The following is a 22630-nucleotide window of genomic DNA, read 5'->3' on the forward strand; positions in this document are numbered from 1 at the left end:
TCGACATGGTCGGACGACACGGGGGGTGGTGTGGATGCGCAGGGTGGTTGCCTACGAGCTGGTCTCGCTGGACGGGGTCGCGGAGTCGCCGGACTCGTTCCTCTTCGACTTCGACGAGGTCATGCACGACCACCTGCGCGAGGTGATCGAGGAGCAGGACACCGTGCTGCTGGGCAGGCGCATGTACGACGAGTGGGCCGCCTACTGGCCGACGTCCGACATGCAGCCGTTCGCCGACTTCATCAACGCGGTGCCCAAGCACGTCGTCACCTCGACGCCGCTCACCACCCCGTGGACGAACGCGACGGCCCTCGACGGCACGTCGCTGGGCGCGTCGGTCGAGGAGCTGAAGCGCGAGGACGGCCGCGACATCGGCGTCCACGGCAGCATCGACCTCGCGCGCTCCCTGCTCCGGGCGGGCCTGGTCGACGAGCTGCGGCTGGTGGTCGCGCCGACCGTGGCGGGGAGGGGCCGACGCCTCTTCGAGGACGTCGATCTCACCCGGCTCGAGCTGCTGCGCTCGACGACCTCGCCGTCGGGAGCCCTGCTCGTCGACTACGCGGTCCGGCGTTAGGCGATCGCCCGGCGCCTACGAGGTGGCCGCGCCGAACAGGTTCACGCCGCTGGTCACCAGGAAGCTCTCCACGACCAGGCGCGGGCGGTCGCCGCCGTACGGGTTGCGGGGAGCCGTCAGCTCCGGGAACTCGGCCCACCGCTCGCAGAGCTCGAGCGGCGTCACCCCGTGCTCGTCGCAGAAGTCGGCCAGCGCCGCGCGCAGGACCACGATCTCGGCGTCGTCGAGACCCATGCCGTCACGCAGCTGCTGCTCCCAGCGCTTCACCAGGTCGGCACCCGACCCTGCTCCCGAGACCCTCCCCCGTGAGGGCCCCGGGAGCACCTGTGGACCGGTCACCCCGGCACCTGCCGCTGGGCGCGGTGATCTGTTCACGGCCCCGATGGTGGGGGTGCGGCCTCATCCGCGTACCAACGGAACATCAACGGACCATCAACGCTGGTTCCCGGGCCTTTCGACCCTGCTGCCCCGCCGGGTCGGGGTGGTAGCACGGCGGTGTGTCAGCAGTGGAGGCGACCGGGACCGTACCCCTCGTGCTCGTGGTCGACGACGACGAGAACACCCGGGTGGTCGTGCGCTGGCAGCTCGAGGCCGCCGGCTACGCGGTGTGCGAGGCCTCCGACGGGCCGACCGCGCTCCAGGTCATCGACACCCACGCCCCCGACCTGATGGTCCTCGACCTCACGCTGCCGGGCCTCGGCGGGCTCGACGTCCTGCGCCAGCTGCGCAGTGGCGACCACGCGGACCGCCCCGTCATCGTGCTGTCAGGGCGCGGCGGCGAGACCGACCGGATCGTGGGCCTCGACCTGGGCGCCGACGACTACCTGGTCAAGCCGTTCTCCCCGGGGGAGCTGGCCGCCCGGGTGAGGTCGGTGCTGCGGCGTACGGCGCCGCCCGAGCGCAACGTCCGCCTCACCGTCGGCGCCCTGGCCGCCGACCTCGGCAGCCGGACGGTGACCGTCCACGACCACGACGTCGCGCTGACCGCCCGGGAGTACGACCTCCTGCTCTTCCTGCTCCAGCACCCCCGCCAGGTCTTCAGCCGCGAGCAGCTGCTCGACCGGGTGTGGAACTCCCGCACGGAGTGGCAGGGCGATGCGACCGTGACCGAGCACGTCCACCGGCTCAGGAACAAGCTGGGCGACGGTGACGACCTGCCGGTCATCAAGACCGTGCGCGGGGTCGGCTACCTCCTGGCGCCGCCGCAATGACGACGGCCGACCTCGAACGCCTCCTCCGGCACCAGCAGAGGGTGCTCGAGATGTTCTGCCGCGCCGCTCCCCTGGACGAGACGCTGGCCGAGATCGCCTGCGCCCTCGAGGAACAGCTGGGCGACGTCCGCTGCGCGGTGCTGGTGGAACCCGCCAGTGGCCTCCCGGACGCCGTCGCGGCCGTCACGGACCCGCCGTCCACCGTTGTCGAGGAGTCCGGCTGGTCGCGGCCCGTCCGGGGCGGCGACGGCGAGGTCGTCGGCACCTTCGTGGTCCACCCCGCCGACCTGCGCCGGCCGTCGGCCCGGGAGCGCGACCTCGCCGACCGGTACGCCGAGCTGGCCGGCGCCGCCGTCGAGCACGCCCGCCTGGTCGGTGACCTCGTGGCGCACCAGCTGGCCCAGCGCGAGGCCGAGCTGGCCCGGGAGGCCGCCGAGCGTCACGGCCGGGCCAAGACCGAGTTCCTGGCGGCGGTGGCCGTCGAGCTGCGCACGCCGGTCCAGGCGATCACCGGGTTCGCCGAGCTGCTCGGCTCGCTCGACCTCGACGAACCCCACCGGCACGAGGCGTTGCGACGCATCGACCACGCCGCCCAGGACGTCCTGTCCGTGCTGGAGGACGTCGTCGACATCAGCCTGGTCGAGGCGGACGCACTCCCCCTCGCTCCCGAGCAGGTCGTCGTGGGCGACGTCGTGGCCGAGGCGACGCGACTCCTGGCGGAGGGTCCCGCGCGCCGACAGGTCGAGATCTGCGACCGGACAGCAGGCACCACCATCGTGGCGGACCGGCGGCGCCTGCGGCAGGTGCTCGTGCACCTGCTCACCGACGCGGTCCAGCACGGGCCGCCGGGCGGCCGGGTGTCGGTGAGCGCGGAGCGGACCGACGGTGAGGCACGCATCGACGTCGGGCGTCTCGACGGTCCCGGTGTCCCGGACCAGTTCCGGCCCCCCGTCTTCCAGCCGTTCCGGCGCGAGGACCCCGGCTGGGGCCGGGGGCAGGACGTCGAGGGCTTCGGGATCGGACTGGTCGTCTCCCACGCACTGGCGTCGGCCATGGGCGGTGGCCTGGAGATGGCCGTCGGCCCCGGCCACGGCACGGTGATGCGGCTGACCCTCCCCGCTGCCCCTCGCTGAGGGCCCGGGCGACGGATCAGCCGGCCGCCGGCTGGCCGTCCCACCAGGCGGAGACCGCCTCGGCCGCGGTGTCCGGCGCGTCGGCGACGAGGGCGTCCACGCCGCACGCGAGCAGGTCACGCGCCGCGCTGCGACCGTCGCCGAGGGCGGCGGGGTCGGTGCCGCGGCGGTGGTCGGTCGGCAGGAAGTGGTTCTCGTCGCGCAGCGTCCAGACGTGCACCGCGAGGCCCGCGTCGTGCGCGTCGACGACCAGGCCGGTCGGGCAGGTGCCCACCCCGCGGCTGTCCCGCGGGAGCACCAGCTCGTGGTGCACGCCCACCGCCACGGCGTACGACGCGACCCCGGCGAGCCCGGTGGGCGTGAGCAGCGGTCCCCGACGCTGCTCGACGCCGACCAGCTGCACCAGCGGGACCTCGGTGCGCCGGGCCAGGTCGCGCAGCAGGCCGGGGTCGAACGACTGCACCACGACGGGCGAGAGCGCGTGGTCGAGGCCGTGCCGGTCGAGCGTGGCGAGCAGGACGTCGATCACGTCGTACGCGGCGACCCGGTGGGGCTCCTTGACCTCGACGTGCACCCCGACCGGCCGGCCGCCCCGGCGCGACTCGTCCGCGGCGAGCTCGAGCACCTCGTCGAGCGTGGGCACGTCGTACCACCCGTCGTAGCGGGCGTTGTCCGGCCGCAGGTGCGGCATCCGCTCCAGCGCCCGCAGGGCCTTCACCTCGGCCAGGGTCAGCTCGCCGGCAAGCCGCCGGTCCGCGAGGTGCGGGTGGCGTCGGATGTCGGTGGTCAGGCGCAGGTCGTCCTCGTGCCGCGCCACCAGCACTCCGTCACGGGTGAGGACCACGTCGAGCTCGATGCGGTCGGCACCGAGGCGCAGTGCCTGGCGGTACGACGCGAGGGTGTGCTCCGGCCGGTACCCGGGAGCACCCCGGTGGCCGATCACGAGCGGGCGCTCCACGGGCATCAGCACGAGGCTCATGGCCCGAGCCTCGCGAGCGGAGGTGGCGCCGCCCCGACCGCGAGGTGACGGCCAGGTGATCGTCCCGCGGCAGTCAGGCGTCGCCCCGCCGTGGGCCCCCGGGCCTCAGTCCGGCGCGCCGAAGTGGGTGCGGCCGGTGAGGAAGATCGTGACGGTGAGGGAGAGCGACGGTGACGGCCCCCCGCCCCAGGACGTGTCCTCCGAGGTCACCCAGACCTGGAGCTGGTAGCGACCGTCGGCGGAGCGCAGCGCGCCGTCGTCGACCCAGCCGTGCGCCACGAAGGCGTCCTCGACCTCGTGACGCCAGGGGCGAGGTCGCGGCAGGGTGCCTGCGGCTGCGGCGGTCGTCGACGAGCGGAGGGTCGCCTCCACGGCGACGTCCGCGCCGTTGCGGCAGCTGCCGACGCGGGACAGGTCAGGGTCGTAGCCGGCCAGCACCGCCGTCAGCTGCGCCTCCAGCTCGGCGGTGCGCTCCTCGTCGACGACGGTGCACACGGCGCGACGTACCACGACGCTCGCCCCCGGGTCGTCGACGACGAGGACGACGAGTCCCGCCACCACGACGGCGGCAGCGAGAACCGAGGCTGCGGCCCGTGCGGCCAGCGAGACGGTCCCCATCGCGACATCCTCGCCGCGCCGGGACGGGGCGACGTGGTACGCGGGTCGCGGGTTCACCCAGATCGGGTAGGCGGCCACCTCGCTGCGGAGTCCGAGCAGCGCAGCGGGGCCCGCCCCCGGGTCAGCCGCCCGTCATCGCTCCCGTCAGAGGGCGGGAGCCGAGTCCGCGCTGCCGCGGACGCGATCGACGACCTCGCGCTCGATGAGGATCGGCAGGAAGTGGCGCACCTGGGCGTCGTCGTAGTGCCGGTAGGCGTCCTCCAGGTGGCGCTCGAGGACGTCGGAGGCCAGGTCGGGGAACCTGTCGCGCAGTCGTCGGGCGATGCCGTCCCTCGCCTGTCGGTCAGCGGGCTCCATGCCTCCCACTCAAACGGGCAGGAGCGAGGGTCGGCAAGGGACCTTGGACCCGTTCCGCCGGTGGTCGCGCCGGCCAATCCCCCGCCGCAGGGGACGTCGCCGCCGAGCGCCGCTGCGTACCGTGACGCCATGCTGCACAACGTCCGCGAGTACATCGACCGGCTCCAGATCGAGGGGCACACGATCGGTGAGGACCACGACGACGACCCCATCCTGCTCGACGCCGACGGGAAGGCCGTGGACACCTGGCGGGAGAACTACCCCTACGAGGAGCGGATGCCGCGCGAGGAGTACGAGGAGCAGAAGTACCTGCTGCAGATCGAGCTGCTGAAGTTCCAGAACTGGGCGAACGAGACGCGCACCAAGCACGTGCTGCTCTTCGAGGGGCGCGACGCAGCCGGCAAGGGCGGCACCATCAAGCGGTTCATGGAGCACCTCAACCCCCGCTACGCCCGCACCGTCGCGCTGACCAAGCCCAGCGACCGCGAGCAGAACCAGTGGTACTACCAGCGCTACGTGCAGTACCTCCCCACCGCGGGCGAGATGGTCCTGTTCGACCGGTCCTGGTACAACCGCGCCGGCGTGGAGCGCGTCATGGGCTTTGCCTCGCAGCCGGAGTACGAGCAGTTCATGGGCCAGACCCCGCTCTTCGAGCGGATGATCGTCGACAGCGGCATGTCGCTGACCAAGCTGTGGTTCTCCGTGACGCAGGGCGAGCAGCGCACCCGGTTCATCATCCGCCAGGTGGACCCGGTCCGGCAGTGGAAGCTCTCCCCCATCGACCTCGAGTCGCTCGACAAGTGGGAGGACTACACCGCGGCCAAGGAGGCCATGATCCGGCGTACCGACACCGAGTGGGCGCCGTGGACCATGGTGAAGAGCAACGACAAGAAGCGCGCGCGGATCAACGCGATGCGCGCCTTCCTGTCCCGGTTCGAGTACGAGGGCAAGGACGCCGACATCGTCGGCGCGCCCGACCCCCTCATCGTCCAGCGCGGCATCGACGCCGTCGGCGACTGACCGCCGAGGTGGGAGAAATGGCGACGTCAGGTGGGAGAAATGGCGATTCACCGTGACCTTTTCTCCCACCTCGGGTGACCATTTCTCCCACCTCGGGTGACCATTTCTCCCACCTCGGCGGTCAGCCGGCCCGCACGATCTGCTGCAGGGCCCACCGGTTGCCGTCGGGGTCCTCGAACCGCACGAACCTGCCCCACGGCTGCTCGTCGATGCCGTCGCAGTCGATCCCCCGGTCGCGCAGGTGGGCGAGGGCCGCGTCGGCGTCGTCGACGACGACCTGGATGAACTGCGAGGAGCCGTCGGTCATCATGTCGAGCCCGGTCCCGAAGCAGATCGAGCACGCGGAGCCGGGCGGCGTCACCTGGACGAACCGCAGCTCCGAGGAGACCACCCGGTCGTGGTCGACGCTCCAGCCCAGGCCGTCGCCGTAGAACGCGACCGACCGGTCGACGTCCGTGACGGCCAGCGGCACCAGCTCGATCCTGAAGTCCATGTCGTCCTCCACCGCAAGCGGTCCCCCATCAGGACCTCGTGCCTCCGACGGTAGGAGGGATTCAGGTCAGCTCCTGTCCGCAGGTCGAGCCGATCGTGGAGCGGCGTCCACCGTCACCCCGGCGGGTCAGGCAGCACGCCCACGACCTGGTCGGCCAGCAGGACGGCCACCCGCCGCTGCTCGAGGGTGGGGTGGCTGACCCGGGTCGAGGCGGTGACCAGGAAGTGGCCGACCACGCGGTTCCTGCGGTGGACCGGCACCGCGGCGTAGTCCTCGGTCGGCAGCCCCACCCGGTCGACGTCCACGTGGTGCCCGCCACGCGTCACGCTGCCGTCGTGGTCGATCACCGCGACCCGGGGGTCGTGCACCGCTCCCTCGACGAAGCGGCACGCGTCGGCGTGGAGCACCTCGGTGATGTGCTGCGCGACGACGCCGATCACGGCGGCCGGCGGAACGTCCCCGTCCGCCACGGTCTGGGCGACGCCGACCACGCCGTCGAGGTAGCCCGACCGGCGGGAGGCGGCACCCTGCTGGCGCCGCCCCCAGAGCGCCACCTCGGTGACCGCGAGGCTGATCACGACCAGCAGCACGGCGGCCTCGACGTCGTCGGCGCGGTCGATCGCAAAGGTCTGGTAGGGCTCGGTGAGGAAGAAGTCGAACCACAGCCCGCCCGACAGCGCCGCGAGCACCCCCGCCACGCGGTCACCGGTCGCGGCTGCGGCGACCACCCACAGCACCAGCACCAGCACCGCGGTCTCAGTCGTGACCGTGTCGCGCACCCCGGCCAGCACGGCACACGTGACCAGCGGCGCGAGCGCGGCCGCCACCCGGACCGCGGAGCGCGCCTGAGTCACTCTGTGCCAGAAACCCGGACCTGTCTGCTCCACTGCCTGCTCCCGTCCTCCCGGACCCCGAGTCCAGTGTCCCGCTGCCGGAGCCGGTGCGACCGTTCCCTGACGGAATCCTGACGGCGGTCCGCGCCACACCGACGAGGGCGGCCTCACCACCGCCGCGCTTGGATGGGGCCGTGAGCGAGCTCTGGTTGGTCCGGCACGGCGCGACGGAGTGGAGCAGCAACGGTCGCCACACCTCGACGACCGACCTGCCGCTGCTGCCCGAGGGCGAGGAGGCCGCGGCCGCGCTGCGGGACCGGCTCGCGGAGCGGGAGTTCGCGCTGGTCCTCACCAGTCCGCGACAGCGCGCGCGTCGTACGGCGGAGCTCGCGGGATTCCCCGACGCCGAGGTCGACGACGACCTCATCGAGTGGGACTACGGCGACTACGAGGGCGCGACCACCGCCGACGTGCGCGAGCGCCGTCCGGGCTGGACGATCTGGAACGGCGGCGCCCCCGGAGGCGAGACCGCCGAGCAGGTGCGCGCCCGGCTCGACCGCGTCGTCGCCCGGGTCCGGACCGTCGAGGGCGACGCGCTCGCCTTCGGGCACGCCCACGCGCTCCGGGCGCTCACGGCCCGCTGGCTCGAGCTCCCCGTCACCGACGGCCGGCACTTCAGGCTCGACACCGCGACCGTCTCGGTCCTGGGCCACGAGCGCGAGAGCCCGGTGCTGCTGCGCTGGAACAGCTGACGACGAGACGTCGGCTCAGACCTGCGCGGCGAAACGGTCGAGCAGCCCCTGCCAGCCTGCCGGGTCGTCGAACTGCGCGCGGAGCTCGGCCGCCGCGGCGCCGAGGTTCTCGAGCTTGCGGTGCTCGAGCTCGACCAAGGTGGAGGTCTCCGACAAGGCGGTGAACCGCAGCTCGAGCTCGGTGAGCTGCTCGGGGTCGTACTCCCACTGCGCGCTGATCTGCCAGTTGAGCACCACGCGCCCGGGCGGCTCCCAGACCAGCACGCGGCCCCAGTCGCAGCGGCTGCCTCCGGCGTCGACCTCGTACCACGCACCTCCCTCGCGTGGCTCGAGCACGAGGTCGGCGTAGGGCTCGGCACCGATGTGGTGGTCCGGGTTCCACCACCCGGCCATGTGGCGCGTGAACACCTCGAAGGCGCGCTCACGCGGCACCTCCACGCTCACCCGCTTGCGGACCGATTCCAGGCTCTCGACACTCATCTCCGGGTCTTCCTCTCGTGGTTGGGGTCGACGTCCTGCTCGGCGTACGCCTTGAAGGCGCCGAGGGCCTCACCCCAGAACCGGTCGAGGTAGGCGCGGACGGCGGCGATGCCGTCGGGGTCGAGCTGGTAGAGCCGGCGGGTCCCGACCGCGTGGTCGCGCACCAGTCCGGCGTCCTTGAGCACTCGCAGGTGCTGGGACACCGCCGGCCTGCTGACCGGCAGCAGGGCAGCCAGCTCGCCGACGGAGGTGGGCCCCTCGGCGAGCAGCTCGAAGACCGCTCGACGGGTCGGATCCCCCAGCGCCGCGAATGCGTCGGTGCGTGTCGCCACGCTTGGTAAGTTATGACTTACCAATAGGCGGCGTCAAGGTCGGACGTCGACGAAGCTCGCTGGAGCGCGGGTCGGCCCCGCCGGGCCCCCGGAGGCCCCTACCTCTGTGCTGCGGCCGCCGGAGAGGCCGCTCAGGGCGTCTCGGCGGCAGATCAAGGCCCCTCCGGCAGTGGAGGGGCCGGTCGTCGTACGGCGGGGGTCAGGCCCGCTTCGCGGTCGCCTTGTTCTTGTTCTTCTTGGCCTTCGCCGGGTTCCGGTCCCGCTCGACCGTGACGCCCTGCGCCTTCTGCGCGTCCCGGTAGGCCCGCCCCTTCTCCCCCGCGTCCACGGACGAGTCGGCCTCCAGGCGCTTCCCGTCGAGGAGCTCCACGGCCCACGTCGTGTCCTTCTCGTCCTGCTTCTTGAGGACGGCGAAGAACGGGCGAACCCGGGCGACGGTCCAGCCGTCCTCCGTGGTGGTACCGGCAGTCCAGTGGTTCGGCTTCGTGGTCATCTGCGTCTCGCTTCTCTGTTCCGGCCCCCCTCTCGGGGGCCGTGCTTGCTGACCATAGGTCACCCCCGACGCACGTCCCAGACGACGCGAGGTCGCCTCCGGGGTCCCGGCGGGGGCAGCGCTCGCCGCCCCTGCACATCGGGGCTCCACCCGGCTGCTGCGTGTCGGCGGCGCCGATCGGTCAGGATGGACCCGTGACGGCATCCGATGACGGCAGGCAGGCGCACTGGGAGGACGTGTACTCCTCGAAGGGCGTCGACGAGGTGTCCTGGTTCCAGCGCGACCCGGAAGTCTCGCTCCGCCTCGTGGCCGGCGCCCCCGGGTCCGTCGTCGACGTCGGCGCCGGGGCGTCGGTGCTGGTCGACCGCCTGCTCGAGGCCGGACGCACCGACGTGACGCTCCTCGACCTCTCCCCCGCCGCGCTCACCGTCACCCGCGAACGCCTCGGCCCGGCCGCCGACGGTGTCACCTTCGTCGCCGCGGACGTGGTCGGCTGGGACCCCGACCGCACCTTCGACTGCTGGCACGACCGTGCCGTCTTCCACTTCCTCACCGACCCCGCCCGGCAGGCGGCGTACGTCGCGACCGCCGGCCGGCTGGTCGCGCCCCGCGGTGCGGTGGTGCTCGGCACCTTCGCCGCCGACGGCCCCACCCAGTGCTCCGGACTCCCGACCGCGCGGCACGAGCCCGCCGACCTCGCGACGCTCTTCGCCCACGACTTCGACCTCGAGCACGCCGAGCGCGAGACCCACCGCACCCCGTGGGGAGCCGAGCAGCACTTCACCTGGGTCGTCCTGCGCCGCCGCTGACGGCCCGGGCAGCCAGACGGCCGGCCCGGTGGTCCCGAGGAACCACCGGGCCGGCCGGGGCGACCTGGTCAGGACGACGTGGTCAGTCGGTGACCACCGCCCGGAGGACGTCGACCTTCGCCGCCGACCGCGCCGGCCCGACGGCGGCCAGCACGCCGGCCACCGCCGCGACCGCGACGTAGACGAGGATCTGCCCGACGGGGACCGAGATCGCCTTGATCCCCTCGTCCTTGAGCACCTGCGACATCGCCAGCCCGATCCCGATCCCGAGCCCGGCACCGCTGACGGCGCCGATCAGCGAGATCACGGCGGACTCCCAGCGCACCATTGCCCGGACCTGGCCGCGGGTCATCCCCACGGCGCGCAGGAGGCCGAGCTCGCGGGTGCGCTCGAAGACCGACAGCGCCAGCGTGTTCACGATGCCCAGCAGGGCGATCATCACCGCGAGCGCCAGCATCACGGTCATGAAGGTGAGCAGCTGGTCGATGAACCCGCTGGTCTCCTCCTCGAAGCCCGCCCGGTCGAGCACCTTGGCGTCGGGGTGGTCGGCCAGCGCGGTCGCGATGCTGTCCTGGACCGCGTCCCGGTCGGCGCCGGGGTCGACCGTCACGAAGGCGCCCGCCACCAGCTGCGGGCCGGCCATCGCCTCCTGGGCCGCCCTGCTCACGACGTAGTCGTCGCTGATCCAGCCCTTGCCCGCGTAGACCGCGGCGACGTGCAGCCGGTGCCGGCCGGTCTCGGCGAACTCCGCGGCGACGGTGTCACCGACCGACCAGCCGTGCTGCTCCGCTGCGGCCGCGGAGACCATGACGTCGTCGGGCCCGAGGTCCTCGATCGCCCCCTGCGTCACGGCCAGGTTCAGCACCGTGTCGGCGGTGGCCGGGTCGATCGAGGAGTAGCTGGAGTCCTGCCCGGCGAAGCGGGCCTGCCCCCAGCCCTGGCCCGACACCTTGTCGACACCGTCGACGGCCTCCACGGCGGCCAGCACCGACGGGCTGTAGCCCGGCGCCTGCGCGCTCGCGGTGACGACGTACAGGTCGGCGTCGACGCGGTCGGAGAGCACGTCGCCGAACGACGCCTTGAGCGACGAGGCGAACACCCCCATGCTCACGACCAGCGCCAGGCCGATCATCAGGGCCGCAGCGGTGGCGGACGTACGACGCGGGTTGCGCGTCGCGTTCTGCCGGGCCAGGTCGCCCGGGAGCCCGCGCAGCCGCAGCGGTGCCGCGATCGCGGCCGCCAGCGGCCGGACGGCCACGGGCAGGGCGACGACCACGCCGAGCATCGCGGCGAGCAGCCCGAGCCCGAACAGCTTCATGCCGCCGTCGCCGTAGAGCGCGCCCAGCAGGCCGGCCGCGCCAGCAGCCAGCAGGGCGAGGCCGACCAGGCTGCGCAGCCGCGAGGACCGCTCGGCACCGGGGGCCGACTCGCGCAGCGCCTCGATCGGCAGCACCTTCGTGGCCCGGCGGGCCGGAACCAGCGCGGCGACGACGGTCACGCCGGTGCCGACCGCGAGGGCGATCACGAGCTGCGACGGCTCGACCTGCAGCGAGGTGAAGGGCAGCGCGAGGCCGATGGTGTCCATCAGCCACTTCAGCCCTCGGGCCACGCCCACGCCGAGCCCGAAGCCGATGGCGGAGGCGAGCAGCCCCAGCGCCAGCGCCTCGGTCAGCAGGGCGCCGAGCACCTGGCGGCGCCGGGCCCCGATCGCCCGCAGCAGCGCGATCTCGCGCTGCCGCTGGGAGACGGTCATCGTGAACGTGTTCCAGATGATGAAGCTGCCCACGAAGAGCGCGATCCCCGCGAAGATGCCGAAGAGGATCCCGACGATGCTGAAGTTCTTCTTGGTGGCGTCGGCGTTCTCCTTCGCGACCGCGGCTCCCGTCACCGCCTCGGCGCCGTCCGGGACCACCGCGGAGATCCGGTCGGCGAGCTCGGCCTGGCTCACGCCGTCCTCGGCGGCGGCGTCGATGTGGTCGAAGGCGCCGGGGGTGCCGAGCACCCGCTGGGCGGTGGCGGTGTCGAAGTAGGCCGACGTGGTGCCGCCGAGGTCGGTGATGCCGTCGCCGTAGCCGACCGTCCCCACGACTGTGAACTCGCGCGTCGGGCCCTGGAAGAGGACCTTGATCGTCGAGCCCAGCGGGATGTCGTGGTCCGCGGCGCTGGTGGCGTCGATCGCGACCTCGTGGCGGTTGGTCGGGGCGTGCCCGGTGAGCACCTCGACGTCACCGCGGAGCCCCTCGTCGGCCGGCATGCTGTAGCCGTTGGTGGGAGCGCCGCCGTTGGTGGTGATCGCGCGGCCGTCGGTGTCGGTGAGCAGGGCGTACCCCTGCACCGAGCCCTCGGCGACCCGGACGCCGTCGACGCCGCGGACCTGGTCGAGGACGTCCTCGGCGATCGGCCCGCGGTTGGTGCCGACCCCCTCGGTCTGGGCGTACGGCGCGTGGGTGCGCACGACGACGTCGGTGCCGGCCCCGATCTTGCCGAAGAGCATGTCGAAGGCGATCCCCATCGTGTGGGTGAGGATCAGCGTGCCGGACAGCAGGGCGACGCCGAGGGCGATCGACGCCGTCGTGAGGGCGAGGCGCAGCTTGTGCGCCAGCATGCTGCGGAGGGTTGCGGTCAACATCTCAGGCTCCCAGGGACTTCATGTGGTCGAGGACGTCCTCGGCGGACGGGGCGTGCAGCTCGTCGGCGAGGCGTCCGTCGGCGAGGAAGAGGACCCGGTCCGCGTACGCCGCAGCCTTCGGGTCGTGGGTCACCATCACGACCGTCTGGGCGAGCTCGTCCACCGCGGTGCGGAGGAAGCGGAGCAGCTCGGTGGACGACCGCGAGTCCAGCGCCCCGGTGGGCTCGTCGGCGAAGACGATCTCGGGGCGCGAGGCCAGGGCCCGCGCCGCGGCGACGCGCTGCTGCTGGCCGCCGGAGAGCTGGGACGGGCGGTGCTCGAGCCGCCCGCCGAGGCCGACGGTGTCGACGATCGAGGCGACCCAGTCGGCGTCGGGCCGGCGCCCGGCGATGCGCAGCGGCAGCACGATGTTCTCCGCGGCCGTCATCGTCGGCAGCAGGTTGAACGACTGGAAGATGAAGCCGATCCGGTCGCGCCGCAGCTCGGTCAGGCGTTTGTCACGCAGCGACGTGATCTCGGTGTCCCCGAGGAACACCTGGCCGGACGTCGGCCGGTCCAGGCCGGCGAGCACGTGCAGCAGGGTCGACTTGCCGGAGCCGGAGGGCCCCATGATGGCGGTGAAGCGACCGCGCTCGAGGGCGACGTCCACGTCGTCGAGAGCGGCGACGGCCGCCTCCCCCACGCCGTACAGCTTGGTGACGCCGACGGCGTGGGCGGCCGGGACGGTCATGCCGGTGGGCGTGGTGGCGGGGCCGGTGGTGGTGGGAGTGGTGGTCATCTCGGTCCTCCTGGGGAGTGGACCGTCCGGATCTCGGGCGGCACATGTCGAGCACACCTCGACCGGGCCGTCCCCGGCGATCGGGCTGGGCGCACCCCTGCGGGTCCTGGCCGCCCGGTCCGACCGGGTGGCACCGGGGGGCTGGCCCCACCCCCCCGGAGGGTGCTGACTCCCTCCCGTCGGGGCCGCGAAGCGAGCACACTTCTCGGATGGACGCCCGGTGGAGGTGGACCCCGACGCTGCGACGCCGCTCGCGCCGCGAGTGGCTGTCGGTCGGCGTCGTCGGCGGCGGGCTCGTGGCCTTCGTGGTGCTGACCTACCTCGCCGTGGTCGTCGGCGGGGGTGCCGTCACCGACGACACCGGGACGCCCTCGCTCGGCCTCTCGGTGCTCGCGACGGCCCTCGTCGCACTCGGCTTCGACCCGGTGCTCGGCCGTCTCGAGCGCTTCACCGCGCGGGTCGTGCAGCAGGGCCGGCCGGCGCCGTACGACGCGCTGCGGAGGTTCTCCGCGGTGGTCAGCGCCGACCAGCCCGCGGAGGACCTCCCGCTGCGGATGGCCCGGCTGCTCGCCGAGGGCACCGGTGCGGAGTGGGCTCAGGTGTGGGTGTCGGTCGGCGGTGCGCTGGTCCCGACCGCGACCTGGCCGCCGGAGGCGGAGCAGCGGCTGGCGGCGACCCCCGGCTGGGACCCCGGCACCCGCCGGCTCCCCGTGCTGCACGGCGGCGAGGAGCTCGGGCTGCTGGTGCTGCGCGAGCGCCCCGGAGCCGCCCTGACACCGGTCGAGCAGCGGCTCTTCGCGACGCTCGCGGGACAGGCCGGCCTGGTGCTGCGCGGGGCGCAGCTGCGCGGCGCGCTCGACCAGCGGCTCGCGGAGCTGTCGACCCGCGAGGCGGAGCTGCGGGAGTCGCGGGTCCGCCTGGTCGACGCCCAGGACGCGGCGCGCCGCCACCTGGAGCGCGACATCCACGACGGCGCGCAGCAGCACCTCGTGGCCCTCGCGGTCAACCTGCGGCTCGCCGCGGCCCTGGCGTCCTCCGACCCCGCGCGGGCCGTCGCCCTGCTCGACGAGCAGGAGGAGGCGGCGGCCGGGGCGGTGACCGCGCTGGCGCAGCTCGCCCGCGGCATCTACCCGCCGCTCCTGGAGGAGCAGGGCCTGGCGGCGGCGATCCGGGCCGCGGTCGGTGACGCCGCGGAGGTCGTGGCCGACTCCGGGACCCGCTACCCGCCCGCGGTCGAGGCGGCGGCGTACTTCTGCTGCCTCGAGGCCGTCCAGAACGCCACCAAGCACGCCGGCGTCGCCCGCGTGCGGGTCGAGCTGGGCGGTGGCCCCGACGAGCTGCAGCTGACGGTGGAGGACGACGGTGAGGGGTTCGACCCGACGGCCGCCGCGCCCGGCACGGGTCTCGCCAACATGCGCGACCGCGTCGACGCCGCCGGGGGCACGTGGGAGCTCGACACCGCCCCGGGTCGCGGGACCCGCGTGTGCGCCGTCCTCCCCGCCCGCGCCGCGGCCGGCTCCCCGGTGGGTGGCTGACGTGCTCGCCCGGCTGGCCTGGTCGCTCGTCGTCCTCGCCGCGCTGCTGGTCGCGGTCGACGTCGTGGTCGCCGCCCAAGCGGTGTCGCTGACGTCGGAGGTCGCGATCGCGGTGCACGGCTTCCCGTTCGTGCACGGCGCGGCCGTGGGCTCCACCCTCATGGGCGCGGTCATCGTCTCTCGCTACGAGCGGCACCCGATCGGCTGGTTGCTCAGCGCGGTGGGCATCCTCACCGCGGTCTCGCTGCTCACCGAGGGGTACGCCTACTGGGTCCAGGAGAGCGACGGCCCCGGCTCGGCGACCCTGGCCAGCGTCTCGGCGTGGGTGGCCCAGCTGAGCGGCGGCCAGGTGGTCGTCACGATGATCGCGCTGATGTACCTCGTCGCACCCGACGGCCACCTGCTCTCGCCCCGGTGGCGCTGGGCCGCGTACGTCCCTGCCACGGGCGCCCTGCTGTGCCTCGCCGCGATCCTGACGGTCGACGCCACGGAATTCGACCTGGTCGGCGCCGACGCCCGCTTCGGCGCCGTGCGTGTGGCGATGCTCAGCGTCGGCTTCCTGCTGATCACGGTCGGCGTGATGCTGGGCCTGGCCTCGATGGTGCGTCGGCTGGCGCTGAGTGTCGGCGAGGAGCGTCAGCAGCTGCTCCCCATCGCGCTCGCCGCGGCCCTGGCCGCCGTGGGGCTCGCGTTCCTCTTCGTCGGGCAGGCGCTCCGCGACGGGATGCCGACCTGGGTGTCCGGCGTGCCGCTCGCGGTCGCCTTCTTCCTGATGCCGATCCTCTTCGCGGTGGCCGTGCTGCGCTACCGGCTCTACGACCTCGACGTGATCATCAGCCGCACCGTCGTCGTCGCGGCCGGCGCGGGCTTCGCCGCCGTCGGCTACACCGTCCTCGTCGTGCTCGCGGGTCGCCAGGTCGAGGGGCGGACCGGCGGGCTGTGGCTGTCTCTGCTCGCGACCGCCCTGGTCGCGCTGGCCTTCCAGCCGCTGCGCCGTGGCGTCGTGCGCCTGGCCAACCGGGCGGCGTACGGCGAGCGGGCGCAGCCCTACGAGGCCCTCGCCGACTTCAGCCGGCGCCTCTCGGAGGCACCCGACCCCGACGCGCTGCTCCCGGCCGTCGCCGAGGCGGCGAGCCGCGCGGTCTCCGGCCGCGGTGCGCAGGCCCGCCTCGAGGTCCCCGGCAGCGAGCCGGTGACCGGGACGTGGGGCTGGTGGGCCGAGCCGGGCGACACCGCGCACGTGGTCCCCGTGCGCAGCGGGGACCGGCAGCTCGGAGAGATCGCCGTGGCACTCCCCCGCGGCCGCCACCTGCGGCCCTCGGACCTGCGGCTGCTCGAGGCGCTCGCCGACCAGACCGCCGTCGCGTTTCGCAACACCTCGCTCGCCGGGTCGCTCGCCGACCGCGTGAGCGAGCTCGCCTCCACCACGGCCCAGCTCGCGGCCTCGCGCCGGCGCCTGGTCGCGGCGGACGTCGCCGGCCGCCGGTCGCTCGAGGCGGCGATCGCCCGCGACGTGCTGCCGTTCATGGAGACGCTCCGCGCCGAGATCCGCCGGGCCCGGACGGCGGTGGCGGCCGGGGAGCCGGCCGACCTCGAGCGCCTGGTGGACGGCACCAACGAGGCGCTCGAGGCGCTGCGCGAGCTCACCCGCGGCGTCTACCCCACGCAGCTCGCGCGCGCCGGCCTCGAGCCGGTCCTGCGCTCGCTGGTCGCCCGGTCGGCGGTGGTGCGCTCGTTCTCCGCCGACGGGGTCGCCGGCCGCCGCTTCCCGCTGCCGGTGGAGCGCGCCGTCTGGTCGTGCTGCGCCGAGGTCGTCCGCGCGGCCGGCCCGGACCCGGTGGCGCTGGAGCTGGAGGCGGCTCCTGCGGCGCTGGTCGTGCGGGTGCGGGGTCCGCTCGGCGACCTGGACCCCGAGGTGGTCACCGACCGGGTCGCCGTCGTCGACGGCGCGCTGCGGCTCGGCGACGACCTGCTCGAGCTGACCGTGCCGGTGCCGGAGCAGGCGGTCACGGCTCAGTCGTGAGGCGGCTGGGCCTCCGCCCACGCCGCTCGCAGGCGGTCGGGGCCGAACGCCGCCTTGGGCACGTACGACGCGGCGCCGCACCCGGCAGCGTCGACCTGGTCCTCGTCGTACGTCGAGAGCAGGACGACGACCGGGGCGTGCGGGCGGGCGACGAGCTCGCGGGTGGCCTCGACGCCGTCGATGCCGGGGAGGTTGACGTCCATGAGCACGAGGTCGGGACGCAGCTCGTCGGCCACCACCAGCGACTCCTCGCCGGTGGTCGCGGACCCGACGACCACGAAGCCGTCGGTCGCCCCCACGACCGCCGCCATCGCGCGGCGGTAGGGCTCGCGGTCGTCGACCACCAGCACCCGCACGTCTCCCACAGGACACCTCCTCGGCCCCATCGTGCCCGCCCGGGCACGCCGGGACAGTGGGGCTGGCCGCACGGTCCTCAGGGGGCGGGCGCACCCCCGGTCGCCTCGAGGTAGGCGAGGACGGCCTTGACCCGGCGGTTGACGTCGGCCTCGTTGACGAGCCCGAGCTTGAGGAAGACCGACCCGACGTGCTTCTCCACGGCCCGCTCGCTCATGAAGAGCGCCTTGGCCGTGGCGGCGTTGCTGCGCCCGGTCGCCAGCTCGCGCAGCACCTCGAGCTCGCGCTCGGTGAGCGCGTCGAGCGCCGAGCCCCGCTCGGTGCTCTTGCGGGCGAGCAGCCCCTCGACGACCTTGGGGTCGAGCGCGGACCCGCCGCGGGCGACGTCGTGCAGCGCCCGGACCAGCTCGTCGACCTGGGTCACCCGCTCCTTCAGCAGGTAGCCGAGGCCCTCGACCCCGTCGGAGAGCAGGTCGAAGGCGTACTCCTCCTCGACGTACTGCGAGAGCACCACCACACCCGTGCCGGGGTGCTCGGCCCGGATCCGCCGGGCGGCGTCGATGCCCTCGGTGGTGAAGGTGGGCGGCATCCGGATGTCGGTGAGCACCGCGTCGGGGCGGTGCACCGCCACGGCGCGGTGCAGCGCCTCCGGATCGGCCACTGCCTCCACGAGCTCGATGTCGGCAGCCTCGTCGAGCAGGCCGGCCACCCCGGCGCGCACCAGGTAGTTGTCATCGGCGAAGACGACCCTCAGCGCCATGGCGTCACTGTAGGGGCCCGCGGCGCCGGTGCGCGGGGATCGCCGGGGTGGACCGGTCAGATCAAGAGTTGACCGGTAAACCATTCCCTGCTAGTTTACCGGTATACAACGACCTCTGGAGGAGGACAGAACCATGCAGTACGACCCCGCCGCCCACGGCCTCGCGCACCGGCTCACCAGCGAGCACGTGCTCAGCGCCCGCCCCGACGCCCCCGTCGTCCCCCACCGCGAGCGGCCGCAGTCGCTGGCGCGCACCCGCGGCGTCCTCGCCGGCGGGCTGCACCGTGTCGCCGGCTGGGTGGAGCCCGCCCCGCGGACCGCTCGGGCATGATCGGGGTGTGCGCTCTCCCGTGACCCTGCAGTCGATCGCCGACCGCGTGGGCGTCAGCCGGATGACGGTGTCCAACGCGTTCTCCCGGCCCGACAAGCTCTCGGCCGAGCTGCGCGAGCGGATCCTGGCCACGGCCGACGAGATGGGGTACGTCGGGCCCAACCCCTCGGCCCGCGCCCTGGCCCGGGGCCGCACCGGCACCGTGGGGCTCCTGCTCACCGACTCGCTGAGCGAGGCCTTCCGCGACCCGGTCGCCACCGAGTTCCTGGTGGCGGTGGCCGACGAGCTGTCCGACCGCGACCTCGCCCTGACGCTGATCACCAGCGGGAGCGGCGCCGACGCGGTGCCGGCGCGCGACGTCTCGATGGACGGCGCGCTGGTGTACGTCTGCCAGAAGGACTCCGAGGACGTCCACTGGCTGCGCAAGCGCGGCCTGCCGCTCGTCACCGTCGACCAGGAGGTCATGGACGACGCACCCAGCGTCAACGTCGACGACGCCTCGGGCGCCGAGGCCGCCGCCCAGTACCTCCTCGACCTCGGGCACCGGCGGATCGGCCTGCTCAACCTGCGCCCGACCGGGCACGCGGACGCCGGCCCCGACGACGTCGAGACGCTCGCCAACCCGCCGGCCGCCGAGCGCAACCGCGGCTGGCGCCGGGCCCTGTCCGCCGCCGGCGTGGAGCCGCTCGCCGCCGTCGCGGCGTTCCGCCCCGTCGAGGCGGCGTACGACGCGGCGCTCGCCCTGCTCGAGCGGCCGGACCGCCCGACCGGCCTGCTCTGCTTCTCCGACGCCTACGCCGCGCAGGCGATCCGCGCCGCGGAGTCGCTCGGCCTGCGGGTGCCCGAGGACCTCTCGGTCGTCGGCTTCGACGACAGCGCGCTCGCCGTGACCGTGCGTCCGCCCCTGACCACGGTCCGGCAGCCGATCGCCGAGAAGGGCACCCGCGCCGTGCGCGCCCTCCTGGCCCGGATGGCCGGGGAGCCGCTGCGCGAGGAGCGGGTGGTGCTGCCCACCGAGCTGGTCGTCCGCGACAGCACCGGTCCCGCACCCGCCCAGCCCTAGGCAGGCGCCGGAAGCGGCGTCGCCCCCTGCGGCACGTGGTGCACGCCCTTCTCCCTGCGCAGCAGCACGACCACCATCACCAGCGAGGTCAGCCCGATGAAGGGCGTGACGAGGGCCATCCACGCGCCGCCGTCGCCGGCGAAGGCGGCGAAGTCGTTGAAGCCGTGCACGAGCATCGCCCACACGAGGCTGCCGGTCGCGCGCCGCAGGAGGTAGAAGGTGCTGCCGGCCAGGAACGCCGTCAGCACCTGGTAGGTGGCGACCGGTCCGGCGCCGAAGACCCAGTTGGGCAGGTGCATCAGGCCGAAGCACGCGCACGTCCAGAACCAGACCCAGGGCTCGCTCAGCGAGCCGCGCAGCCCGGTGAGCAGCAGGCCGCGGTTGGCCATCTCCTCGCCGAAGCCCACGCCGATGCTGCCGAGCACCAGGTAGACGAGCATCTGCCCGGTCGTGTCGCTGAAGTCCTTGGTGAGCAGGACGAGCGCGGCCAGCAGCGCCATCAGCACGCCCGGGACGGCGGCCCAGCGGGGGACGCGCGCGGTCTCGACGATCGCCGGACGCCACCACCCCAGGACGCTGGCCAGGACCACCAGGACGAGGCACCCCACGACCAGGGGCATCACGTACCACGTCAGCAGCGTGTCGGCGGAGTCGCCGATGGCGTCGTAGTCGATGTCGTTGACGATCCACACGCCGTAGAACGCGGCGAGGTAGACCACCAGGCAGAGGACACCGATCAGCGGGCGCGGCTGGACCTTCACGGGGGGCTCCTGTCGTCGACCGCGCACCCCCCGGTTGCGGCAGGTTTCAACCAGCTGAGGGTACGGCAGCGGGCGGTCGGTGACACGCAGGTCCGGCAGCCTGACCGGCCGGGACCTTCGCCTCGTGCGCCCCGGTGCGCCCCGGCGGAGGCTGGAGCCATGGCCAACAACAACGGGGCAGGCGCGGCAAGCGGCGGCGCCATCTACGGGATCGGCATCTTCGGCGCCTGGGTCTACTTCTGGCAGCAGGCCGACGGCTTCTGGTGGTACCTGTGGGCGATCGTCGAGGGCATCTTCTGGCCGGCGTTCATGGTGTACGACGCGTTCGGCGCGCTCAACTGAACGGCGCCCGCCGAAGGACCCGCCGGGTCGGGACCGACGACCCTCTGCCGCGGCAGACCTGCCGCCCTACGGTCGAGCGGAGGAGGGACCCATGTTCTCCGTACGCATCCACGGCCGCGGCGGCCAGGGCGCGGTGACCGCGGCCGAGCTGCTGTCGGTCGCGGCCTTCGCCGAGGACCGGCACGCGCAGGCGTTCCCCACGTTCGGCTCCGAGCGCACCGGGGCACCGGTGGTGTCGTTCTGTCGGCTCGACGACCGCCCCATCCGGCTGCACGAGCCGGTCACGCGCCCCGACGCCCTGATCGTCCAGGACCCGACGCTGCTGCACCAGGTCGACCTCTTCGCCGGGCTCGACGACCGCGGCTACCTGCTGGTCAACACCTCGCACTCGCTGGAGGAGCTCGGCCTCGGCGACCTGGTCGCGCGCCTCTCCCCCGTGCACGTGGCCGCCGTGCCGGCGACCGAGATCGCCCGCGAGCACCTCGGCCGCCCGCTGCCCAACGCCGCGCTGCTCGGGGCCTTCGCGGGGCTCACCGGGCAGGTCACGCTCGCGTCGGTGGCCGACGCGATCCGCGGCCGCTTCCCGGGCGAGGTCGGCGCCGGCAACGTGCGCGCGGCGTGGGTCGCCCACGACCGGGTGCTCGAGCACCTCGCCGCGGTGCTGGCGCACCGGGACGGGAGCCGGGCCGATGCGTAGCCAGGTCGAGGGCTCCCAGGCCGTGGCCCGCGCCGTCACCCTGTGCCGCCCCGGCGTGATCGCGGCGTACCCCATCTCCCCGCAGACCCACATCGTCGAGTCGCTGTCCGACCGGGTGCGCACCGGCGAGCTCGCGCCGTGCGAGTACCTCATGGTCGAGTCGGAGTTCGGCGCGATGTCGGCGTGCATCGGCGCGTCCGCGGCCGGCGCCCGCACCTACACCGCCACCTCGAGCCAGGGCCTGCTGTTCATGGCCGAGGCGCTCTTCAACGCCTCGGGGCTCGGGCTGCCGATCGTGATGACGCTGGCGAACCGGGCGATCGGCGCGCCCATCAACATCTGGAACGACCACTCCGACGCGATGGCGATGCGCGACTCCGGGTGGATCCAGCTGTACGCCGAGTCCAACCAGGAGGCGGTCGACCTCCACGTGCAGGCGTTCCGGCTGGCCGAGACGCTCTCGGTGCCGGTGATGGTGTGCATGGACGGCTTCGTGCTCACCCACGCCACCGAACAGGTCGACCTGCCCGAGCAGGAGCAGGTCGACGCGTTCCTGCCGGCGTTCGTGCCCCAGCAGGAGCTCGACCCCGACGACCCGGTGACCATCGGCGCGATGGTCGGCCCCGAGGCCTTCGCGGAGGTCAAGTACCTGATGCACGCCAAGCAGGTCGCCGCGCTCGACGAGGTGCCGCAGATCGCGGCCGACTTCCGCGAGGCGTTCGGCCGCGACTCGGGCGGGCTCGTGCGTCCCTACCGCGTCGAGGGCGCCGAGACGGTCGTCGTCGCGCTGGGCTCGGTGCTCGGGACGCTGCAGGAGGTCGTCGACACCCTGCGCGACGCCGGCGTGAGCATCGGCGTGCTCGGCATCTCGTGCTTCCGGCCGTGGCCCTCGCACGAGGTGCGGACGGCGCTGGCCGAGGCGGAGCGGGTGGTCGTGGTCGAGCGCGCCTTCGCGGTCGGCGCCGGCGGCATCGTCGGGCAGAACGTGCGCGACGCGACCCGCGGCCTCGCCGCCGACGTGTACGACGTCGTCGCCGGTCTGGGCGGCCGGCCGGTGACGCGCGACTCCCTGAACCGCCTCCTCGACGACGTGCTGGGCGGCCGGCTCGACCCGCAGCGCCTGCACTTCCTCGACCTCGACCACGACCTCGTCCAGCGCGAGCTCGAGCGCTCACGGCGCGGCGAGCGGCCGGGACCCCACGCCGAGCACATGCTGCGCGACCTCGGCACGGTCGCGTCGGGTGCCTACGAGTAGCCGGCGACCAGGAGAAGA

At 73.8% G+C, this 22630-nt stretch carries 27 protein-coding genes; 13 read left to right on the forward strand and 14 right to left on the reverse strand.

Going from position 1 to position 22630, the window contains the following annotated elements:
- Positions 1–34: 34 nt before the first annotated feature.
- Positions 35–574 carry a dihydrofolate reductase family protein gene (locus ACFPGP_RS10810; RefSeq protein WP_378589947.1) on the forward strand — a complete coding sequence of 180 codons (540 nt, stop codon included), beginning with the start codon at positions 35–37 and terminating at the stop codon, positions 572–574.
- 15 nt (positions 575–589) lie between these two features.
- Here ACFPGP_RS10810 and ACFPGP_RS10815 read toward each other — a convergent pair whose 3' ends face one another.
- A complete protein-coding gene (locus tag ACFPGP_RS10815; RefSeq protein ID WP_378589949.1) occupies positions 590–913 on the reverse strand; it encodes a hypothetical protein in 324 nt (107 codons plus the stop codon).
- A gap of 158 nt (positions 914–1071) precedes the next feature.
- Between ACFPGP_RS10815 and ACFPGP_RS10820 the strand changes: the two genes are divergently transcribed.
- Together ACFPGP_RS10820 and ACFPGP_RS10825 are read left to right on the forward strand one after the other, a co-directional pair.
- The gene (locus tag ACFPGP_RS10820; RefSeq protein ID WP_378589950.1) at positions 1072–1785 is read left to right on the forward strand and encodes a response regulator transcription factor; all 714 of its coding nucleotides are present in this window, start codon (positions 1072–1074) and stop codon (positions 1783–1785) included.
- Complete coding sequence (locus tag ACFPGP_RS10825; protein WP_378589952.1) at positions 1782–2918, forward strand: sensor histidine kinase; 1137 nt, start codon at positions 1782–1784, stop codon at positions 2916–2918. The genes ACFPGP_RS10820 and ACFPGP_RS10825 overlap by 4 nt, the downstream gene beginning before the upstream one ends.
- A gap of 16 nt (positions 2919–2934) precedes the next feature.
- On the opposite strand, the gene ACFPGP_RS10830 is transcribed toward ACFPGP_RS10825, so the two are convergent.
- The 3 genes from ACFPGP_RS10830 to ACFPGP_RS10840 all read right to left on the reverse strand — a co-directional run bounded on the left by ACFPGP_RS10830 (position 2935) and on the right by ACFPGP_RS10840 (position 4872).
- Positions 2935–3897 (reverse strand): glycerophosphodiester phosphodiesterase family protein, encoded by a 963-nt coding sequence (locus tag ACFPGP_RS10830; protein WP_378589954.1) that lies wholly within the window; start codon positions 3895–3897, stop codon positions 2935–2937.
- A gap of 105 nt (positions 3898–4002) precedes the next feature.
- A complete protein-coding gene (locus tag ACFPGP_RS10835; RefSeq protein ID WP_378589956.1) occupies positions 4003–4515 on the reverse strand; it encodes a hypothetical protein in 513 nt (170 codons plus the stop codon).
- Positions 4516–4659: 144 nt separating this feature from the next.
- Positions 4660–4872 carry a three-helix bundle dimerization domain-containing protein gene (locus ACFPGP_RS10840; RefSeq protein WP_378589958.1) on the reverse strand — a complete coding sequence of 71 codons (213 nt, stop codon included), beginning with the start codon at positions 4870–4872 and terminating at the stop codon, positions 4660–4662.
- A gap of 129 nt (positions 4873–5001) precedes the next feature.
- Between ACFPGP_RS10840 and ppk2 the strand changes: the two genes are divergently transcribed.
- Positions 5002–5892, forward strand: coding sequence for a polyphosphate kinase 2 (gene ppk2 / locus ACFPGP_RS10845; RefSeq protein ID WP_378589959.1), 891 nt, complete (start codon positions 5002–5004; stop codon positions 5890–5892).
- A 121-nt stretch (positions 5893–6013) separates the two neighbouring features.
- Here ppk2 and ACFPGP_RS10850 read toward each other — a convergent pair whose 3' ends face one another.
- Together ACFPGP_RS10850 and ACFPGP_RS10855 are read right to left on the reverse strand one after the other, a co-directional pair.
- Positions 6014–6385, reverse strand: coding sequence for a VOC family protein (locus ACFPGP_RS10850; RefSeq protein WP_378589961.1), 372 nt, complete (start codon positions 6383–6385; stop codon positions 6014–6016).
- A gap of 113 nt (positions 6386–6498) precedes the next feature.
- Positions 6499–7239: a DUF4118 domain-containing protein gene (locus tag ACFPGP_RS10855; RefSeq protein ID WP_378589962.1), complete on the reverse strand. Its 741-nt coding sequence runs from the start codon at positions 7237–7239 to the stop codon at positions 6499–6501.
- A gap of 173 nt (positions 7240–7412) precedes the next feature.
- Here ACFPGP_RS10855 and ACFPGP_RS10860 point away from each other — a divergent pair, with 173 nt between their 5' ends.
- Positions 7413–7970, forward strand: a complete 558-nt coding sequence (locus tag ACFPGP_RS10860) for a histidine phosphatase family protein (protein WP_378589964.1) — start codon at positions 7413–7415, stop codon at positions 7968–7970.
- Between the two features lie 15 nt (positions 7971–7985).
- Here the strand turns inward: ACFPGP_RS10860 and ACFPGP_RS10865 are convergent, their stop codons facing one another.
- The 3 genes from ACFPGP_RS10865 to ACFPGP_RS10875 all read right to left on the reverse strand — a co-directional run bounded on the left by ACFPGP_RS10865 (position 7986) and on the right by ACFPGP_RS10875 (position 9275).
- Positions 7986–8450, reverse strand: a complete 465-nt coding sequence (locus ACFPGP_RS10865; protein WP_378589966.1) for an SRPBCC family protein — start codon at positions 8448–8450, stop codon at positions 7986–7988.
- Entirely contained in the window at positions 8447–8782 is a 336-nt protein-coding gene (locus tag ACFPGP_RS10870) for an ArsR/SmtB family transcription factor (protein WP_378589968.1), read from the reverse strand. The genes ACFPGP_RS10865 and ACFPGP_RS10870 overlap by 4 nt, the downstream gene beginning before the upstream one ends.
- 199 nt (positions 8783–8981) lie before the next feature.
- The gene (locus ACFPGP_RS10875; protein WP_378589969.1) at positions 8982–9275 is read right to left on the reverse strand and encodes a hypothetical protein; all 294 of its coding nucleotides are present in this window, start codon (positions 9273–9275) and stop codon (positions 8982–8984) included.
- A 194-nt stretch (positions 9276–9469) separates the two neighbouring features.
- Here ACFPGP_RS10875 and ACFPGP_RS10880 point away from each other — a divergent pair, with 194 nt between their 5' ends.
- Complete coding sequence (locus ACFPGP_RS10880; protein WP_378589971.1) at positions 9470–10084, forward strand: class I SAM-dependent methyltransferase; 615 nt, start codon at positions 9470–9472, stop codon at positions 10082–10084.
- A gap of 82 nt (positions 10085–10166) precedes the next feature.
- Here ACFPGP_RS10880 and ACFPGP_RS10885 read toward each other — a convergent pair whose 3' ends face one another.
- Positions 10167–12713, reverse strand: coding sequence for an ABC transporter permease (locus ACFPGP_RS10885; protein ID WP_378589972.1), 2547 nt, complete (start codon positions 12711–12713; stop codon positions 10167–10169).
- 1 nt (position 12714) lies between these two features.
- Positions 12715–13443, reverse strand: coding sequence for an ABC transporter ATP-binding protein (locus ACFPGP_RS10890; protein ID WP_378590127.1), 729 nt, complete (start codon positions 13441–13443; stop codon positions 12715–12717).
- A 257-nt stretch (positions 13444–13700) separates the two neighbouring features.
- On the opposite strand from ACFPGP_RS10890, the gene ACFPGP_RS10895 reads away from it, so the two are divergent.
- The gene (locus ACFPGP_RS10895; protein ID WP_378589974.1) at positions 13701–15026 is read left to right on the forward strand and encodes a GAF domain-containing sensor histidine kinase; all 1326 of its coding nucleotides are present in this window, start codon (positions 13701–13703) and stop codon (positions 15024–15026) included.
- Positions 15019–17049 (forward strand): hypothetical protein, encoded by a 2031-nt coding sequence (locus ACFPGP_RS10900; RefSeq protein WP_378589976.1) that lies wholly within the window; start codon positions 15019–15021, stop codon positions 17047–17049. Before ACFPGP_RS10895 ends, ACFPGP_RS10900 begins: the two co-directional genes overlap by 8 nt.
- Here ACFPGP_RS10900 and ACFPGP_RS10905 read toward each other — a convergent pair.
- Positions 17040–17414 (reverse strand): response regulator, encoded by a 375-nt coding sequence (locus tag ACFPGP_RS10905; RefSeq protein WP_378589977.1) that lies wholly within the window; start codon positions 17412–17414, stop codon positions 17040–17042. The two genes, ACFPGP_RS10900 and ACFPGP_RS10905, sit on opposite strands and share 10 nt — an antisense overlap.
- Positions 17415–17482: 68 nt before the next feature.
- Positions 17483–18163 carry a response regulator gene (locus tag ACFPGP_RS10910; protein ID WP_465263260.1) on the reverse strand — a complete coding sequence of 227 codons (681 nt, stop codon included), beginning with the start codon at positions 18161–18163 and terminating at the stop codon, positions 17483–17485.
- A 133-nt stretch (positions 18164–18296) separates the two neighbouring features.
- Here ACFPGP_RS10910 and ACFPGP_RS10915 point away from each other — a divergent pair, with 133 nt between their 5' ends.
- On the forward strand, positions 18297–18494 hold the full coding sequence (locus tag ACFPGP_RS10915; protein WP_378589979.1) for a hypothetical protein: 198 nt from the start codon (positions 18297–18299) through the stop codon (positions 18492–18494).
- A gap of 7 nt (positions 18495–18501) precedes the next feature.
- Positions 18502–19557 carry a LacI family DNA-binding transcriptional regulator gene (locus ACFPGP_RS10920; protein WP_378589981.1) on the forward strand — a complete coding sequence of 352 codons (1056 nt, stop codon included), beginning with the start codon at positions 18502–18504 and terminating at the stop codon, positions 19555–19557.
- Here ACFPGP_RS10920 and ACFPGP_RS10925 read toward each other — a convergent pair.
- Positions 19554–20318, reverse strand: coding sequence for a CPBP family intramembrane glutamic endopeptidase (locus ACFPGP_RS10925; RefSeq protein ID WP_378589983.1), 765 nt, complete (start codon positions 20316–20318; stop codon positions 19554–19556). The two genes, ACFPGP_RS10920 and ACFPGP_RS10925, sit on opposite strands and share 4 nt — an antisense overlap.
- 159 nt (positions 20319–20477) lie before the next feature.
- Between ACFPGP_RS10925 and ACFPGP_RS10930 the strand changes: the two genes are divergently transcribed.
- The 3 genes from ACFPGP_RS10930 (at position 20478) to ACFPGP_RS10940 (ending at position 22612) form a co-directional block, all read left to right on the forward strand.
- Complete coding sequence (locus tag ACFPGP_RS10930) at positions 20478–20660, forward strand: hypothetical protein (RefSeq protein ID WP_378589985.1); 183 nt, start codon at positions 20478–20480, stop codon at positions 20658–20660.
- 91 nt (positions 20661–20751) lie between these two features.
- A complete protein-coding gene (locus ACFPGP_RS10935; RefSeq protein ID WP_378589986.1) occupies positions 20752–21357 on the forward strand; it encodes a 2-oxoacid:acceptor oxidoreductase family protein in 606 nt (201 codons plus the stop codon).
- Positions 21350–22612 carry a transketolase C-terminal domain-containing protein gene (locus tag ACFPGP_RS10940; protein WP_378589988.1) on the forward strand — a complete coding sequence of 421 codons (1263 nt, stop codon included), beginning with the start codon at positions 21350–21352 and terminating at the stop codon, positions 22610–22612. Before ACFPGP_RS10935 ends, ACFPGP_RS10940 begins: the two co-directional genes overlap by 8 nt.
- Positions 22613–22630: the final 18 nt, after the last annotated feature.

This window comes from Nocardioides taihuensis (assembly GCF_042657275.1).
In the GTDB taxonomy this organism is placed as follows: Bacteria; Actinomycetota; Actinomycetes; order Propionibacteriales; family Nocardioidaceae; genus Nocardioides; species Nocardioides taihuensis.

Excerpts from the sequence above, each read along its gene's own strand:
- ACFPGP_RS10885 (WP_378589972.1), bottom strand. The coding sequence starts at position 12,713 with ATGTTGACCGCAACCCTCCGCAGCATGCTGGCGCACAAGCTGCGCCTC.
- ACFPGP_RS10915 (WP_378589979.1), top strand. The coding sequence starts at position 18,297 with ATGCAGTACGACCCCGCCGCCCACGGCCTCGCGCACCGGCTCACCAGC.
- ACFPGP_RS10935 (WP_378589986.1), top strand. The coding sequence starts at position 20,752 with ATGTTCTCCGTACGCATCCACGGCCGCGGCGGCCAGGGCGCGGTGACC.
- ACFPGP_RS10910 (WP_465263260.1), bottom strand. The coding sequence starts at position 18,163 with ATGGCGCTGAGGGTCGTCTTCGCCGATGACAACTACCTGGTGCGCGCC.
- ACFPGP_RS10825 (WP_378589952.1), top strand. The coding sequence starts at position 1,782 with ATGACGACGGCCGACCTCGAACGCCTCCTCCGGCACCAGCAGAGGGTG.
- ACFPGP_RS10835 (WP_378589956.1), bottom strand. The coding sequence starts at position 4,515 with ATGGGGACCGTCTCGCTGGCCGCACGGGCCGCAGCCTCGGTTCTCGCT.
- ACFPGP_RS10930 (WP_378589985.1), top strand. The coding sequence starts at position 20,478 with ATGGCCAACAACAACGGGGCAGGCGCGGCAAGCGGCGGCGCCATCTAC.
- ACFPGP_RS10830 (WP_378589954.1), bottom strand. The coding sequence starts at position 3,897 with ATGAGCCTCGTGCTGATGCCCGTGGAGCGCCCGCTCGTGATCGGCCAC.
- ACFPGP_RS10875 (WP_378589969.1), bottom strand. The coding sequence starts at position 9,275 with ATGACCACGAAGCCGAACCACTGGACTGCCGGTACCACCACGGAGGAC.
- ACFPGP_RS10865 (WP_378589966.1), bottom strand. The coding sequence starts at position 8,450 with ATGAGTGTCGAGAGCCTGGAATCGGTCCGCAAGCGGGTGAGCGTGGAG.
- ppk2 (WP_378589959.1), top strand. The coding sequence starts at position 5,002 with ATGCTGCACAACGTCCGCGAGTACATCGACCGGCTCCAGATCGAGGGG.
- ACFPGP_RS10840 (WP_378589958.1), bottom strand. The coding sequence starts at position 4,872 with ATGGAGCCCGCTGACCGACAGGCGAGGGACGGCATCGCCCGACGACTG.
- ACFPGP_RS10895 (WP_378589974.1), top strand. The coding sequence starts at position 13,701 with ATGGACGCCCGGTGGAGGTGGACCCCGACGCTGCGACGCCGCTCGCGC.
- ACFPGP_RS10850 (WP_378589961.1), bottom strand. The coding sequence starts at position 6,385 with ATGGACTTCAGGATCGAGCTGGTGCCGCTGGCCGTCACGGACGTCGAC.
- ACFPGP_RS10810 (WP_378589947.1), top strand. The coding sequence starts at position 35 with ATGCGCAGGGTGGTTGCCTACGAGCTGGTCTCGCTGGACGGGGTCGCG.
- ACFPGP_RS10940 (WP_378589988.1), top strand. The coding sequence starts at position 21,350 with ATGCGTAGCCAGGTCGAGGGCTCCCAGGCCGTGGCCCGCGCCGTCACC.
- ACFPGP_RS10890 (WP_378590127.1), bottom strand. The coding sequence starts at position 13,443 with ATGACCGTCCCGGCCGCCCACGCCGTCGGCGTCACCAAGCTGTACGGC.